9 protein-coding genes are annotated in these 16,551 nt (G+C 48.3%); 4 read left to right on the top strand and 5 right to left on the bottom strand.

Going from position 1 to position 16,551, the window contains the following annotated elements:
* Positions 1 to 30: 30 nt before the first annotated feature.
* The 3 genes from K7B67_RS05535 to K7B67_RS05545 all read right to left on the bottom strand — a co-directional run bounded on the left by K7B67_RS05535 (position 31) and on the right by K7B67_RS05545 (position 6,670).
* Complete coding sequence (locus K7B67_RS05535; RefSeq protein ID WP_252179368.1) at positions 31 to 645, bottom strand: LysE family translocator; 615 nt, start codon at positions 643 to 645, stop codon at positions 31 to 33.
* Between the two features lie 186 nt (positions 646 to 831).
* On the bottom strand, positions 832 to 1,578 hold the full coding sequence (locus K7B67_RS05540; RefSeq protein ID WP_252179369.1) for a hypothetical protein: 747 nt from the start codon (positions 1,576 to 1,578) through the stop codon (positions 832 to 834).
* A 91-nt stretch (positions 1,579 to 1,669) separates the two neighbouring features.
* Positions 1,670 to 6,670 carry a hypothetical protein gene (locus K7B67_RS05545; RefSeq protein WP_252179370.1) on the bottom strand — a complete coding sequence of 1,667 codons (5,001 nt, stop codon included), beginning with the start codon at positions 6,668 to 6,670 and terminating at the stop codon, positions 1,670 to 1,672.
* A gap of 166 nt (positions 6,671 to 6,836) precedes the next feature.
* Here K7B67_RS05545 and clpB point away from each other — a divergent pair, with 166 nt between their 5' ends.
* The gene (clpB, locus tag K7B67_RS05550) at positions 6,837 to 9,407 is read left to right on the top strand and encodes an ATP-dependent chaperone ClpB (protein ID WP_252179371.1); all 2,571 of its coding nucleotides are present in this window, start codon (positions 6,837 to 6,839) and stop codon (positions 9,405 to 9,407) included.
* 129 nt (positions 9,408 to 9,536) lie between these two features.
* Positions 9,537 to 10,340 carry a Cof-type HAD-IIB family hydrolase gene (locus tag K7B67_RS05555; RefSeq protein WP_252179372.1) on the top strand — a complete coding sequence of 268 codons (804 nt, stop codon included), beginning with the start codon at positions 9,537 to 9,539 and terminating at the stop codon, positions 10,338 to 10,340.
* A gap of 44 nt (positions 10,341 to 10,384) precedes the next feature.
* Here K7B67_RS05555 and rnt read toward each other — a convergent pair whose 3' ends face one another.
* Positions 10,385 to 10,984, bottom strand: a complete 600-nt coding sequence (gene rnt, locus K7B67_RS05560) for a ribonuclease T (protein ID WP_252180533.1) — start codon at positions 10,982 to 10,984, stop codon at positions 10,385 to 10,387.
* A 71-nt stretch (positions 10,985 to 11,055) separates the two neighbouring features.
* On the bottom strand, positions 11,056 to 12,108 hold the full coding sequence (pyrC, locus tag K7B67_RS05565; RefSeq protein ID WP_252180534.1) for a dihydroorotase: 1,053 nt from the start codon (positions 12,106 to 12,108) through the stop codon (positions 11,056 to 11,058).
* Between the two features lie 289 nt (positions 12,109 to 12,397).
* Between pyrC and K7B67_RS05570 the strand changes: the two genes are divergently transcribed.
* Positions 12,398 to 13,612: an argininosuccinate synthase gene (locus K7B67_RS05570; RefSeq protein ID WP_252179373.1), complete on the top strand. Its 1,215-nt coding sequence runs from the start codon at positions 12,398 to 12,400 to the stop codon at positions 13,610 to 13,612.
* Positions 13,613 to 13,952: 340 nt separating this feature from the next.
* Positions 13,953 to 16,517 (top strand): hypothetical protein, encoded by a 2,565-nt coding sequence (locus K7B67_RS05575; protein WP_252179374.1) that lies wholly within the window; start codon positions 13,953 to 13,955, stop codon positions 16,515 to 16,517.
* Positions 16,518 to 16,551: the final 34 nt, after the last annotated feature.

Here is a 16,551-nt window from a genome sequence, read left to right on the forward strand (position 1 = left end):
CCGGATGCCGGTTCAGAGGCTATGGCAACGTTAGATAGTAAGCATCGATTGATAAAATAACCAGAAAGCTATGGCTATCAGCATTGATCCAAATAGTTTGCTTTGAACCTGTACGGCGTAATTGGATGCAAATTTTTTAGCCATCCATGCACCACCATAAGACCAGCTCATATGTGTGAACAAGTTTAATAAAAGAAGGCAAAGACTGAGGGATACCACTTCATAAATGATCGATTCTCCACGATTTAAAAACTGAGAATACATGGTTAGGATTATTGTAACGCCTTTAATATTTAACGCTTGGGATATAACGCCATCAATAAATGTTAGCTGTCTTATGGAGTTATTATTATCTATGTTTTTTCGGATAAGAAATTTATAGCCCAGCCAAAAAATATATATCACTCCTCCTACTTGAATAAAGAAGAAAAGCTTGGGGTAGTTAGTAATTAGGGCAGAAAGCCCGAAACCTGCGAGTAATGCATAAGTTGTGTAGACTAAATCCAGCCCTAAAATGAATGGGATCGATTTTTTGAAGCCATTAGACGCACCGCATACAGCACACAGTACATTTCCCGGGCCTGCACTAAATACCAGAGGAAAAATGACTCCTAGCCATAAGAAGAATTCAGGTAATGTGGTCATATTAACAACTCTTATATTTTGATTTTATTAGCAGTCATTTGTTTGGTGGTGTCACGAATCTTATCTAATTCTTGGGTAACAAGCCCTTCATATTATTGTACGGAAGTTCAATATACAAATAAAAACTCAGCATCAAAGGAATGGTGTTCAGCCTGAGCGTTTAGCCACATTGTTTTGACTTCAGCTTCAGAGATCCTGATGGTTTCGATATTGCCCTGATTGATAGTCAATCGAGTATACCCTGAACTTATCTGAAGAAGTGCTGTAGGCGGCTGAGGGGCAATAGGAAAAGCCCACCAGAGCACCCTCCTGATCAAATATTGCCACCGTGTTATGAACGTACCAGCCTTCCATATTTTCGGTCAGATGATTGTTTACAGGCGCTATGTAGATATCTGGATAGATGTCCGCACTGGCGCTCAGAGGTGTGACCGAACGCATTTGCCATCGCCAGCGGGCATCGTCCCAGTCTCCGGCCAGGGCAAGACACTGCCAGTGAGGTGTGGTCTTGATTGGGTGTGCCTGTTTGGAGAGTTTGGCAATGCTTTTATTTTCCGGGTGCTGTTCCAACGTAATTTTTACAATCTGGTTTTCATCAGCTGCTTCCTGTCTGTTTCTTCTTGATGGCCAGTCAGGCTGGATAGCGCCTTGCCAATGACTGAGGTCTTCCAGGCTGCTGTAGATGGCGTAGCTGCCAAACCCACCGCCCTGTGCGCAGGGGGCTGTGGTGGTGACTTCTTTCTCTCCTGTCAATACGCCCAGACAAAAGCCAGTGGCAGACCGGGCATTGTTAATGACAACGAGACTGTCTTCCGGGTTGGTGGGGTCTGCCAGCGTCTGAAGAGAAAAGGTGCCTGCCAATATCAGGAAAAGCATGGCGGATAACGAGTCTGGTCGATTTTTTTGGCTGGGTGGGGGCGATAATTTTTTCATAATATTCCAAGTTTCTTAGAATTAAATCTGGAATGACTCAAACTAGCAGATGTCAAGATATTCGCCAGTTCAGAAGCTATAGCACTCAGCTTTAAAGATCCTGATGGTATCTATATAACACGGCCAGGGTAGTTATGATACTCAAACCAGTAATCACTGCTCTTGAGCTGGAGATCGTGTCAGCAATAGAAACCGGAGGCTCTGTCGTAAGGTCTGATAATTCAAAGAAGAACTGACCTTCAAAGTTCACCAGTCCACTCAAAGCAGTGGCTGTAGAATGATGAATGGCCGTCCAGGTATTTAGAATCTGGCTGATGGTTAATGGAGTGTGATCTCGAATGACATGGGTTGAGCCCATTGATCTTTGGCATTCGTTTGCCAGTGGTAATGGATCGGCGGCTATCAGGCGGTATTCTTGTTGAGCCTGTCGCCACGGATTGAATGCCTGCAGGTGGTTACAGGCCAGAGCCAGTTCCAGTTGCTCCCTGATACTTATAGCCGTATCGGTTACCCGGATCTGATTGCCTGCGAGATTAAATAGAGGAAGTTCTGCATTGATATCTTTATGGCCAGTCAGAGTGAAGCCTCCTCTTTGTTGATCTACTCCTGAAAAAAGCGCCTTACGTGTCTTGCCTGTATTGTCAATGTCGACATTGTTTCTGAACACATCCATACGGGTTCCGTGTCCAAGGGTAAACTCCCCTGCACCTGTCATATTGCCCTGAAATCTGTTCCCGATAAGAGCGATCTGTTTTGACTGGTTCCTGATGGCAGGTAGATTAATCACTACCCCTTTGTCGGGAATGTAGTCGAGGAGCAAGGTTTTGATGATGTTACCAGTCACCGTGTTATTGGCGAACCGCAGGCCGGGACCAGGGCGCAAATCATTGGCCGATGCATCCAGAGGTAATCGGCAATCAAGGTCAACCCCGGCCCAGTTGGAAAGATGGAATACACTGTCTTCTATAATCAGTCGCCGGTTATAGCACTCTGCGAAAACAATCGTCTGAATGGGATAGCGGCCCCTGGATTCAGTGGGCCGGAAAGTCACCTGTCTTATGTGACTGTCTCTGGTTTCATCAAAATAGAAGTTTCTGGTGCTTCCGACTCTGAGCATATGTTGATCAAAATAATCTGGCAAAGGCGAAATGACGATTTCAAAACCGTCATCAGCCGCGCCAATAATGTCTTGACCGTTTTTCAAGACTATTTCACTGCCAATCAGGTAATGAATGGCGGTTTTACCCGCCGAAGGGACAGCGGTGGTTGGAGTCGCTGCGCTGGATGAGAGCAGTATAACGGTGTTATCTGGAATACGTTTGATCAACTCACTGAAATCGCCCGCAGGATCGGGACTGAGTACAACGCACTGACGCTGTCTGACAAGCTTTTCATATTGGTTCAGTCGTTTCTGAATCCCGCTTGCGTGCCCTATGATAGATTCGCACGGTACTATTGGAAGTTCTGTTGTAGTGGTGGGGGTTGCACTGGTGCTTGTGATTGTACTGGTGGTGGAGATCGCGCTGGAGCTGGAAGTCGCAATGGCAAGTGAAGAAGAGATCAGTGTCGTACAGGCTGCTGAGTCAAATAATAGAATACCTTCGACGTTTATCAGTCCACTGCAGGCAGTTGCAGTGGAGCCTCTGATGGCCGTCCAGGTATTCTTAATTTCAGCAATGGTATAGGAACTAGTTGTTGGCATGACAGAGGTTGAGTTCAAAGCTGGCATGACATTGGTTGAATTTAAAGTCGGCATGACAGTGGATGAGTTCAAGGCTGGCATGACATTGGTTGAATTCAAAGTGGGCATGACAGTGGATGAGTTCAAAGCTGGCATGATATTGGTTGAATTCAAAATCGGCATGACATTGGTTGAGTTCAAAGTGGGCATGACAGTGGATGAGTTCAAAGCTGGCATGACATTGGTTGAATTCAAAGTGGGCATGACAGTGGATGAGTTCAAAGCTGGCATGACATTGGTTGAATTCAAAATCGGCATGATATTGGTTGAATTCAAAGTGGGCATGACAGTGGATGAGTTCAAGGCTGGCATGACATTGGTTGAATTCAAAATCGGCATGATATTGGTTGAATTCAAAGCTGGCATGACAGTGGATGAGTTCAAAGCTGGCATGACATGGGTTGAATTCAAAATCGACATGGCAGCGGCTGAAATCAAAGTCGGCATGATATTGGTTGAATTCAAAGTCGGCATGACAGTGGATGAGTTCCAAGCTGGCATGACATGGGTTGAATTCAAAATCGACATGCCAGCGGCTGAGATCAAAGTCGGCATGACATTAGTTGAGCTCAAAGTCGGCATGACAGTGAATGAGTTCAACGTTGACATAATATTGATTGAGTCTGAAGTTGCCATGAAGGTGTTTAAACCTGGAGTGGACATGACAAGCGTTGAACTCATTACTCTTTGGCACTCGCCTCCCAATGGTAATGCATCAGAGGCTTTCAGACTGAACTCGGGTTCGAGTTGTCGCCACGGAACGATCCCCTGCAGATGGTTACAGGCCAGAGCCAGTTCAAGGGGGGCTCTAAAGGTTATTGCTGTCGCTGTCACTCGGATCTGATTACCTGCCAGATTAAAGAGGGGAGGTTTTACCGTGTTATCTGCATGACTGATAAGCGCAAACCCCCCTCGCCGTTGTTCTCGTAAACCGAAAGTCTCGCGAAGTGTGAGGCCAGCATTGTCAATATTGTCGATGGTATTTCTAAAAACATCGATACTGGATCCGGGGCCAAGGTTAAAGTCACCGGCATTGGCCATTTTGCCCCGGAACCTGTTCCCGATGACTGCGAGCCTCTGAGCCTGATTCCTGATAGCAGGAAGATTAACAATTATCCCTCCTTCGGGAATAACGCCAAAGTGCAACATGCTGATGGTGTCGCCAATGGCCGTGTTGTTGGTGAACAGCAAGCCTGGGCCCGGGCGATTGTCACTGGCCGATGCATCCAGTGATTTTCTGCAATCAAGGTCAACAGCAGCCCAGTTGGGAAGATGGAACAGGTTGCTTTCTACAATCAGTTTTCGGTTATGGCACCCTGCAGAAACAATGGCGTTAACTGGTTTCAGGTATCTGGGGCCAGCGGGCAGAAAGGTAATGTGTTCTATATGGCTGTCTCTTATTTCGTCAAAGTGGAAGTTGTCAGTGCTTCCAACTCTGACCATATAGGGCTTTGCAAAACGCTCCGAGAGCTTGATGACAATTTCAAAACCGTCATCAGCAGCCCCGATAAGATCCTGGCCGTCCTTTAAAAGGATTTCGCTGTCAATAAGATAATTAACAGTAGTATCACCCGTTGCAGGGGTAACGGAGGGAGAAGAGCTCAATACCTGGTGAATATTAGAGGAGAACAGTATCACGGTGTTTTCAGGAATCTGATTGATCAGCTTTGCTGTATCTCCTGCCGGGTCGGCACTGAGAACAGCGCACTGCCGTCCTCTGACAAGTTCTTTGTATTGGTCCAGCCGTTTCTGAACCCCCGGTTTTTGTCCTGTCAGAGAGTCGCACGGGATTATTGGAACGGCTGTTGATGTCGCTACAGTGGTGGGGATTATGCTGGACGTCGCAACAGCAACGGAAGAAGAGGGCGACGGGCAGATTGCTGTAGGGCAGACTGCTGACTTAAAATATAAAAGACCTTCGACGTTTATCAGCCCGCAGCAGGCCATCGCATTAGAGCCCCCGATGGCCGTCCAGATATTCTCAATCTTGCTGATGGCATGAGGACCATACGTTGGCATGGCAGCGGTTGAGTTCGAGGCTGGCATTGCAGCGGTTGGGTTCAAGGCTGGTATGGCCGTGGTTGAGTTCAAAACTGGCATGACAACGCTTGAGCTGACTCGTCTTTCGCACTCATTGGTCAGCGGGAAGGCATCAACGGCTTTCAGGCTGAGTTCGGGTTTCAGTTGTAGCCACGGAGTCATCCCTTGCAGGCGGTTACAGGCCAGGGCCAGTTTAAGGGGAGCCGTGACGGTTATCGCTGTCTCTGTTGTCTGGACCTGATTACCTGCCAGATTGAAGCGAGGAGGTTCTTCATTGGGATCGGTATGGCCGTTAAGAGCAAAGCCTCCCCTTGGTGAGTTTCGCAGGCCCTTGGCTTCACGAAGTGTGAGAGCGTCATTGGTCGAGTTAACCGTATTTCTGAAAACATCCAGACGGGCTCTGGCGCCAAGCATAAATTCGCCCGCTATTGCCATTCTGCTCTGGAATGTATTCTCAATCACCTCTATTTTCTGCGGCGGGTTCTTAATTTCAGGAAGATTAATAAATACCCCACCTTCGGGAATGTAGACGAGGCGGAGGCCTCCACGGAATATGAGGGTCTGACCTGTGACCGTATTATTGGCGAACCGCAGGCCCGGGCCCGTAGCGTTGGCAGATGCATCCAGAGGTTCTTTGCAATCAAGGGAAACTGCGAACTGGTTAGCAAGTTTGAATACGTTGTCTTCTACAATCAGTTTCCGGTTATAGCACTTTGCGAGAATAACATTGTTAAGTGCAACGGTGCCTTTAAGCTGAATGTACTCGAAGGTAATGTGCTTTATATGATTGGGTTTTGTTTGATCGAAGAGGAACTTGTCAGCGCTTCCAACATCGACAAAAAGGGGTATATTAAAATTTGGCGTACCCGTAATGACGATTTCAAAACCGTCATCAGCAGCCCCAATAAGATCCTGGCCATCCTTCAAAACGATTGGTGTGCCAAGCCAATAGGTCACAGCAATTTTGCCCGTTGTAGGGTTAACGGATGGGGCAGGGGTAGGCGTTACTCTCTGGATAGTGTTGGAGGAGAGTAGTATCACAGTGTTTTCAGGAATCCGACTGACTTCGGTTCCGAGATCCAAACCGCTAGGATCCGGGTAGGTACTAAAAACAACACACTGTCGCCCGCGAACCAGACCTTTATACTGGCTCAGTCGATCCCGAACCCCTGACGTCTGCCCTTTAAGAGAGTCGCACGATACCGTAGGAGTAGTGGTAGTGGTAGCAACCCCCTGAGCCTGGAGAGATAGGGTTTGTAGCAGGAATACAAGAGCGATTAGCCGAGCCAGATAATGCTGCAACTTAATCATTTTCAGGGCACCTTGGGACAGTCCATAGCAAGCTTAGACGCTGCATTTCTATTTAGCCATTTCAGGAAAAGGTGGGAAAGCTGAGTCTTGAAAAAAACAATTCAGCCGCAATATAAGTGACATAAGCCGCCTTGTCGGCAAGTAATAAAGCGCGGGAGAACTCACTATGCGAGCAGACAGACTTACCAGTAAGCTGCAATCCGCATTGTCAGATGCTCAGTCACTGGCTCTGGGTAAAGATCACAATCAAATAGAACCTGTCCACCTGTTACTGGCACTGTTGAATCAGCCAGGTGGTTCCATCAAGCCGCTGTTGAGTCAGGTGGGTTTTAATTTGCAGCAACTGGTTGATGAGCTTGAAAAGCTACTGGATCAGGTGCCTGTTATCAATCAGCCAACCGGCGATATTCAACCTTCTCAGGAAACGATTCGCTTGCTGAATCTGGCTGATAAACAAGCCCAGAACAGAGGTGACCAGTTTATTTCCAGTGAAACCGTTCTTCTGGTCATGATGGCGGGTAGCTCGTCCGTTTCCCGTGTACTGAAGGGGCAGGGGGTCAGCCAGCAGGCTCTGGAAAATGCCATTAATAATCTCAGGGGTGGCGAAGCGGTTAATGATCCCAATGCCGAAGACAATCGCAATGCCCTGGCGACCTACACCATCGACCTTACTGAGCGGGCGGAAGCTGGCAAGCTGGATCCGGTCATTGGCCGGGACGATGAAATCAGGCGCATCGTCCAGGTGCTGCAACGGAGAACCAAAAATAATCCGGTGATTATTGGTGAGCCCGGTATCGGCAAAACCGCCATTGTGGAAGGGCTGGCTCAAAGAATTATCAATGGCGAAGTGCCTGACGGTATCAAGGGTAAAAGGCTTTTGTCGCTTGATATGGGTTCGCTGATTGCCGGTGCCAAATTCAGGGGTGAATTTGAAGAGCGATTAAAGTCGGTGCTTAATGAGCTGTCCAAACAGGAGGGGCAGATTATTCTGTTTATTGATGAACTCCATACCATGGTAGGAGCCGGTAAAGCAGAAGGAGCAATGGATGCCGGTAATATGCTTAAGCCTGCCCTGGCCCGGGGTGAGCTTCATTGTGTCGGTGCGACGACACTGGATGAATACCGGCAGTATATTGAAAAAGATGCCGCCCTGGAGCGCCGTTTCCAGAAAGTGCTGGTGGATGAGCCAACAGAAGAAGATACGATTGCTATCCTGCGTGGCCTGAAAGAGCGTTATGAAGCCCATCACGGTGTTGATATTACCGACCCGGCCATTGTTGCTGCGGTAAAACTCTCTCAGCGTTATATCACGGACAGACAGTTGCCCGATAAAGCGATCGATCTGATTGATGAGTCCGCCAGTCGTATCCGTATGGAAATGGACTCCAAGCCGGAAGAGATGGATCGTCTGGAGCGTCGTCTGATTCAGCTGAAAATTGAACGGGAAGCGCTCAAAAAAGAAGACGACAGAGCTTCCAAAGAACGGCTGACACTGCTAGATAAAGAAGTGGGCCGCCTTGAAAGAGACTACTCAGACCTTGAAGATATCTGGAAGGCCGAGAAAGTCGTCCTCCAGGGATCTCAGAAGTTACGGGAAGAACGTGAGCAATTACTGATCGCTCTGGAAGCAGCCCAGCGTTCCGGCGATCTCGCCAAAATGTCAGAAATTCAGTATGGCCAGATTCCTGAGCTGGAAAAGAAGCTGGCTGAAGCAGACGCTGCTGAGTCCGGTGGCGAAACTAAATTGTTGCGTAACAGAGTGACCGATGAAGAGATTGCTGAAGTCGTCTCTCGCTGGACCGGTATTCCTGTTGCCAAGATGCTGGAAGGGGAGCGTGAAAAACTCTTGACCATGGAAAAGGCGCTTCATAGTCGTGTTATTGGTCAAGATGAAGCGGTAGTCGCTGTTTCTAACGCTGTTCGCCGTTCCAGAGCCGGTCTGGCCGATCCCAATCGACCTAATGGTTCTTTTATGTTTCTTGGGCCAACCGGTGTCGGTAAAACAGAGCTGTGCAAAGCGTTGGCTGAATTTCTGTTTGATACAGAAGATGCCATTGTTCGTATTGATATGTCCGAATTTATGGAAAAACACTCGGTTGCCCGTTTGCTGGGAGCGCCTCCCGGCTATGTGGGTTATGAAGAGGGTGGGTATCTGACAGAGGCGGTTCGTCGTAAACCCTATTCCGTGGTGTTGATGGATGAAGTGGAAAAGGCGCACCCCGACGTTTTTAATATTCTGTTGCAAGTATTAGAAGATGGTCGCTTAACAGACGGTCAGGGCAGAACGGTAGACTTTAAAAATACGGTGATTGTCATGACTTCCAACCTCGGCTCTGATGTTATTCAGACTATGCAGGGTGAAGATTTTGAAGCCGTGAAATCAACGCTTATGGATGTCGTGGGGGCTCACTTCAGACCTGAGTTTGTCAATCGTGTCGATGAGCTGGTGGTCTTCCATCCGTTGACTGAAGAACAGATAGAAGGCATTGCGGCCATTCAGTTAAGCCGACTGGACAAGCGTCTTGCTGAAAACGGTTTGTCCCTGGAGATCTCAGACGAAGCCATGAAAAAACTGGCTGAAGTGGGTTTCGATCCTGTCTACGGTGCCCGCCCATTAAAGCGGGCCATTCAGCGCAGTATTGAGAACCCACTGGCAGAATCCATACTTTCCGGTCAGTATTCTCCCGGTGATGTTATTAAGGCAACACTTAAAGACGCTGAGATTACGTTCGTGTAAGGCACCTGGCCGAAGCCGTTACCCAGCGGCTTCCGTACATGCGCCTATTGTCAGAAAATGGGACAGGTGTGCATAATTGAGAGACTAACGCACCTGTTAGATAAAACGCACTCTCCTACAGAGGTATGCATGTATCCAGTTGTTGTTTCAGATCTTGATGGCACCCTTCTCAATGACCAGCATGAGCTGGCACCCCGCACAAAAGCAGTGATTCGTCGTTTAAGCAGCCAGGGGATTCGTTTTGTGTTTGCCACGGGCAGACATTACCTGGATGTTGAAGAGCTGAGGGCACAGCTGGACATTGATATGTTTACCATTACGTCTAATGGTGCCCGTGCCCATAATCCCCAGGGGGAGATGATCATCCGTCATGATCTGAACCCGGATTTTATCCAGCCTTTAATTGCCCTGGGTCGTCAATACAGTGATACGGTTTTTCTGAGTGTTTACAGCGAAGATAAGTGGTATGTCGAGCAGCATCATGAAGACGTGTTGAAGTTTCACAAGGACACAGGGTTCAGCTACACCATGCAGAGTCTGGATACGATTCCTGTCGAGAAGATTATCAAAGTGTTCTTCGTTGCCAAAGAGCACGATGAGTTGCTTGATCTTGAGCGGGATATTCATGATGCCTTTGGTGACTCCGTGAATATGACCTTCTCTTTAAATACCTGCCTTGAAATCATGGCCCCGGCTGTGAGCAAAGGTGCCGCTCTGGAAGAGGTGATGAAACTCAAAGGACTGGAGCTAAAAGACGCAGTGGCATTCGGTGACGGTATGAACGACGTTGAGATGCTACAGGTAGTTGGCAAAGGGTTGGTGATGGCCAATGCGACGGAGCGACTGAAAGCAAAACTGCCTGATCACGAAGTGATTGGTGAATGCAATGATGATGCGGTTGCTCAATACCTTGAAAAACATTATCCGAACTGAATTTCAGATAAGCTCACCGGTGTCCCGGTGAGCCTTCTCGCTCTCTAAAGCCAGCCGCCAAGATCCTTCCAGCGATTAACGATAGAGCAAAACAGCTCGGCAGTTTTTTCGGTGTCATAACGGGCTGAGTGGGCTTCACCCTTATTGAAATGGATATCTGCCGCCTCGCAGGCCCTGGCCAGCACCGTCTGCCCATAGGCCAAGCCCGACAGGGACGCTGTATCAAAACAGGAGAAGGGGTGGAATGGGTTGCGCTTGATCTTACAGCGCTCTGCCCCGGCCATAAGAAAACCAAGGTCGAACGATGCATTGTGACCCACCAGTACTGCCCGGTTGCAACCCTGCTTCTTTACTTCCTTACGCACTGTTTTAAAAATGGCATTCAGTGCCTGCTCTTCTTCAGTAGCGATGCGAAGCGGGTGGAAAGGATCCACACCGATAAACTCAATCGCCGCCGGTTCAATATTGGCACCTTCAAAAGGTTTGATATGGAAAGACTGAGGCTTACCGGGGTGCACATAGCCGCTTTCGTCCATCTCAATGACGACTGCCGCAATTTCCAGCAGGGCATCGGTGGCGGAATTGAAACCTCCGGTCTCTACATCCACCACAACGGGTAAGAAACCACGAAAGCGGTTGGCCATCAGGTGGCTATCATCGACCACGGAATCTCCTTGGTTCTTTCAGAGTCAGTAGAAAGTGTCAGTAGAAAGTATCAGTCCTGAGTTTGCAGGCGCCAGTTCAGGGTTTCACCTGCACGCAGAGGAATCACCTGATTGTCTCCCAGGGGGATGGAATCCGGCAACTGCCACTCTTCCTTAATCAGGGTTACGGAAGTCTGGTTCCTGGGCAGGCCGTAGAAATCCGGACCAAAGTGGCTGGCGAATGCTTCCAGTTTATCCAGTGCATTCATGCTCTCAAAGGCCTCAGCATACAGCTCCAGTGCCGCCGGTGCGGTGTAGCAACCCGCACAGCCACAGGCAGTCTCTTTGGCATCGACCGTATGGGGTGCAGAATCCGTGCCCAGGAAAAATTTCGGGTTGCCACTGGTGGCGGCTTCCAGCAGGGCCTGCTGGTGAATATTACGCTTCAGGATCGGCAAACAGTAGTAATGAGGGCGAATGCCTCCTGCCAGCATATCGTTGCGATTGTACAGCAGATGGTGCGCCGTAATGGTCGCTGCTACATTGCTGTGGCTGCTTTTGACAAATTCAACCGCGTCAGCCGTGGTAATGTGTTCCATCACCACTTTCAGGTCAGGGTGGCGAACCGTGATATCTCTCAGGTAACGATCAATGAAGACTTTTTCACGATCGAATATATCAATGTCTTTGTCAGTGACTTCAGCGTGTACCAGCAGTGGCAGGCCCACTTCAGCCATGGTTGCCAGGCTTTTTTCAATATTGCTGATGTCGGTGACGCCAGAGTCAGAGTTAGTGGTAGCCCCGGCTGGATAGAGCTTCAAAGCACTGACATCCCCTCTGGCTTTGGCTTCACGAACCATCTGCGGGGTAGTATTATCCGTCAGGTACAGGGTCATCAGTGGCTCAAACTGACTGCCCGCAGGCACATGCTCAAGAATTCGGGCCTTGTATTCAGCAGCATCATCAGCATTCAGTACCGGTGGACGCAGGTTTGGCATGATAATGGCGCGGGCAAAGTTTCTGGCTGCAGAACGCACCGTTTCGGCCAGGGCTGCGCCGTCTCTGAGGTGAATATGCCAGTCATCAGGGCGTGTCAGAGAGAGCTTTTCTTTCACTATGGGCATGTGCGTCATCTGCTGAGGAATACCTGTTTTCAGGGAAGAAAGAGTGACTGCTGGGTAGCAACAGCGTAAAAGTGTTTTCACCGGGGTGGCATCCTATCTAAAATCATGCTGGCTTGGTAGTGATATTTAGCTATTGAGTTTGGCGGTTCAGGGTGTGGGAGAGAGCCCTCAAAAGTAAAAATATTGAATTTATATGCTATTTTATTGAATAAGTATTGATTATCGGCTTTGTATCATCAATACTCTTTCAAAAATCAGGTTTTGAGTACTTGCTAATTGGGAGTGCAGGGTGAAAGAGATAAAAAAAGTAGTGCTGGCCTATTCGGGGGGGCTGGATACCTCCGTCATTGCTAAATGGCTGGAAGACACTTACCAGTGCGAAGTGGTGACATTTACCGCAGACCTGGGTCAGGGCGAAGAAGTAGAGCCTGCCAGGGCCAAGGCAGAAGCACTGGGCATCAAAGAGATCTATATCGAAGATCTGCGTGAAGAGTTTGTTCGGGATTTTGTCTTTCCAATGTTCCGAGCCAATACCGTATATGAAGGTGAGTACCTGCTGGGTACTTCCATCGCCCGTCCTCTGATTTCCAAACGATTGATTGAAATTGCCAATGAGACCGGGGCAGACGCTATCTCCCACGGGGCTACTGGCAAAGGTAATGACCAGGTGCGTTTTGAGCTGGGTGCCTACGCGTTAAAGCCTGGTGTGCAGGTGATTGCTCCCTGGCGTGAATGGGATCTGAATTCCCGTGAAAAACTGCTGGCTTATTGTCAAGAGCACGGTATCGAGATTGAGAAGAAGAAAGGCAAATCCCCATATTCTATGGATGCCAACCTGCTGCATATTTCTTACGAAGGCGGCATTCTGGAAGATCCCTGGGCTGAAGCTGAAGAAGAAATGTGGCGTTGGAGCGTATCTCCGGAAAAGGCCCCGGATCAGCCGCTGTATCTGGAACTGACCTACAAGAAAGGTGACATTGTTGCCATTGATGGTCAGGACATGACACCGGCAACGGTTCTGGCTCACCTGAACAAAGTCGGTGGGGAGAATGGTATCGGACGTTTGGATATTGTTGAGAATCGTTACGTCGGTATGAAGTCCCGAGGTTGCTACGAGACTCCCGGTGGAACCATTATGCTGAAGGCGCACAGGGCCATCGAATCCATCACCCTTGATCGTGAAGTAGCGCATCTGAAAGATGAGCTGATGCCAAGGTATGCGAAGCTGATTTACAACGGTTACTGGTGGTCTCCCGAGCGTGAGATGCTCCAGAAGATGATTGATGAAAGTCAGGACTGCGTGAATGGTGTCGTACGTCTGAAGTTGTATAAAGGGAATGTCACGGTGGTTGGTCGTCAGTCGGATGACTCTCTGTTTGATGAAAATATTGCCACCTTTGAAGATGATGCCGGTGCTTATGATCAGGCAGACGCTGAAGGCTTTATTAAATTGAATGCATTAAGGCTGAGAATTGCTGCTAATAAGGGGCGTAGTCCTGATTAATTAATCCATTAACTAAATGGGCGAAATTAATTTAAACTGAATGGCCTGAGTAGTTAAATACTCGGGCCTTTTTGTATCAGGTGTAAATACTTAGGGTTTAGTTGCATTTAAATGACATGGGTCAATGAATTGTTTTTTTGACGGCCTTATAGGTTGAGTCGATTGTCTAACTATACCTGCTCGTTAATAATCCCAGCTCCTCTAAATAGATCTTATTAATTTGTTTGTTGTGTAGGTAAAAGTGCGAATAGCCATTAGAGAGTTGAGATTAGATATTGTTAATAAGGCATTCTTCAAATGCCCCTCGCCGAGAGTGATGAAAAATAATTACAAGGGAAAAATGATGCAGTGCACACGTTTAGCTAAAGCGGTTTCATTGGCTCTGCCCGTTATGTTACTGGCAGGTTGTGATGATGTTCTAAACGACGATGTTGAAGAAGTCACCCTTCAATCCCAGACGTTAAAGTTTGATCCAGCCAATGGTGTTATCCCTTACCCCAATGATATTGTCGGGTTTGATGAAGATGGCTCGCTGAAAGTACCCGGGGAGACAGACTGGGCTGCTACTCTTGGGGATGCTACGGGTGATAGCCCCAATACTTTCTGGAACTACTACGGTTCTCAGCCAGGCTGGGGCACATCCGTTCCCATGATTCTGGAATTCACCAAAGCGCCGGAATCATCCGGTGGCTCACCCTCCATTGATCCGGCTACGTTCCAGAGTGGCATTAAAATGTTCCGGGAAAAGGATGGTACGCTTGAAGAGCTGGTTTGGAATGTAGATTACCGGGCAATTCTGGCAGAGGCGGGCACTATTAATATTGAGCCCCTGAAGCCTTTTGACGAAGCGACCCGCTATTTTGTTGTTCTGACAACTGGGTTGCAGGACGCCCATGGTCAACCTTTGCAAACTCCGTCTGCTTATAAGCAGCTGTTAAGCAGTAATGATGAAATGGGTCTGCATTTGCAGGGTGTTATTGATCAGTTGGCAGGTGCGGGTCTTTCTGATAGCAGTATTGTTTATGCGGCTGATTTTACTACGGGCAGCAATATCAGTGTGATTCGACCTGTGGTTGAAAAGTATCTTGGTGAGTACTCCTCAGGAACCCAATTCTCTGGTTTAGTGGAAGAAACATTTGCTTCATCTTCAGTGAGTACTGAGCAGAATAGAGTTGTCACGGCGATTTCTGAACAGCTGGCGAAGGAAGGCGTATCAATTTCAGAACAAGAGCCCACAGAAACAGCTGAATTCCGTGTTTTCTCTGCGACCATCAACTTGCCAGCCTATCTGGATACACCTGAGATGGGAGTAAACTGTGAATACAATGAATATGTCGTCAGTATGCAAGAAGGTGGCAGCCACGACAGTCATCCTGAGAACTTCAATGAATATAGGGTAGCACCACAGGAATTCTGTTCAGGCGCTTTCAGTTATTTCCAAACAAGCGACGGTACACCTATTAATGCCAGCAATGCTGCTGATATCAAGGTGTTTAAAGAGGCTTCCATAAAAGCCAAAATTTATCTGCCCACAGGTGAGGTGCCTGACGGCGGATTTAAGGTGGTTATGCACAGCCATGGCTTCGGTGGCTCAAAAGACGAAGCTGAAATCTTTGCTAAACAGCTGGTTGGTTCCGGTTATGCGGTGGTAGCCATCGACCATCCCATGCACGGTGACAGAGCCGTGGATATTGATGGCGACGGTGTGGCTGATCTGGATGCTTCGGAACGCCGGACGGATTATGCCAGTGCTGAAAATCTGTTAACTACACGCGGCTTTATGTGGCAGGTGGCCCTGGATTATGTCGGCATCCGCATGGCGATCGCCAATGGTGTGAACCATAAGGGTGAGACGCTTCTCGATACTAACAATGTGCACATGCTGGGGAGTTCACTGGGAGGCATTCACGGCACTATTATCTCTGGTATTATCAGAGATGCCCAAGAGCATTTCCCTCAGTATAAAGAAAAGCTGGACCTGAAGACGACAACAGTGAATGTGCCCGGTGCGGGTGTCGCCACTGTTCTGATACAGTCGCCTGTGTTACTGCCAGAAATGAAGGAAGACGCTCTGCACTCTGCCGCTTTCCGTTTATTTATGGCTGAGACGTTGGGTTTCTACAATCCGGTAACACAGCTTTCGAAGGATGAGAAAGTGGCTGCCCTGGATAAAACCGACGAATATCGCGAGGGGTTGGAAAATGTTGATCTGACCCAGCCTGATCAGATTGCCGATGAGCATATACGTCAATTGGCGGATGATGTGCTGGCCGCCAGTGCTGCTATGGGCAACCCGGCACCGGCTGACTTTGCTGAGTTTGAGGAGCAAATCTGGCAAGTCTATAAAATCCCCGCCGAGATTGCTTATCAGGCTATTACCGACCCTTCTGACCCGGTGAGTTACGCCAAGGTGCTGGCTCAATATCCTGATGAGCCTATTCTGCTGACTGAGGCCGTGGGCGATGGTTCAAATGAACTGAATATGACAGCCATGGCTCTTGCCGCGATGGAAGGCGATGGTAAGGATTTCAATCCGGGCGATTTTGTGATTGTTAATCAGGCCCATGAGATGCCGCTGGGTGGTACAGATCCTCTGATCAGAACCTTGGGTTTGGATTTGCTGGTTGGTGGTGACAACGGTGTACAGGGTGTAACCACTATCCGTAGTGCTTCCCGTTATGGTTATGGCACGCACATGTCCAGTTTTGTTCCAGTGGATGCGGCATCTGAAGATCAAGACCTGCTGCCTAATGACGTAGATGTCCATGAAAGCATTGTTGAAGCAACTCTTTCATTTTTGAAATCGAATGGCTCTCACGTGAATGTTGAAAACCTTGGCTCTACCAACGGTGATGAACTCTTGCTGCCTAAAGAGGATTTTGCAGACCAGCCTGAATATAAGTAGACATAATTGTCGTTTTAAAATGGGTGTTTAGCAT

This window comes from Endozoicomonas sp. 4G, from assembly GCF_023822025.1.
In the GTDB taxonomy this organism is placed as follows: Bacteria; Pseudomonadota; Gammaproteobacteria; order Pseudomonadales; family Endozoicomonadaceae; genus Endozoicomonas_A.

Excerpts from the sequence above, each read along its gene's own strand:
- K7B67_RS05535 (WP_252179368.1), bottom strand. The coding sequence starts at position 645 with ATGACCACATTACCTGAATTCTTCTTATGGCTAGGAGTCATTTTTCCT.
- K7B67_RS05540 (WP_252179369.1), bottom strand. The coding sequence starts at position 1,578 with ATGAAAAAATTATCGCCCCCACCCAGCCAAAAAAATCGACCAGACTCG.
- K7B67_RS05545 (WP_252179370.1), bottom strand. The coding sequence starts at position 6,670 with ATGATTAAGTTGCAGCATTATCTGGCTCGGCTAATCGCTCTTGTATTC.
- clpB (WP_252179371.1), top strand. The coding sequence starts at position 6,837 with ATGCGAGCAGACAGACTTACCAGTAAGCTGCAATCCGCATTGTCAGAT.
- K7B67_RS05555 (WP_252179372.1), top strand. The coding sequence starts at position 9,537 with ATGTATCCAGTTGTTGTTTCAGATCTTGATGGCACCCTTCTCAATGAC.
- rnt (WP_252180533.1), bottom strand. The coding sequence starts at position 10,984 with ATGGCCAACCGCTTTCGTGGTTTCTTACCCGTTGTGGTGGATGTAGAG.
- pyrC (WP_252180534.1), bottom strand. The coding sequence starts at position 12,108 with ATGCCCATAGTGAAAGAAAAGCTCTCTCTGACACGCCCTGATGACTGG.
- K7B67_RS05575 (WP_252179374.1), top strand. The coding sequence starts at position 13,953 with ATGATGCAGTGCACACGTTTAGCTAAAGCGGTTTCATTGGCTCTGCCC.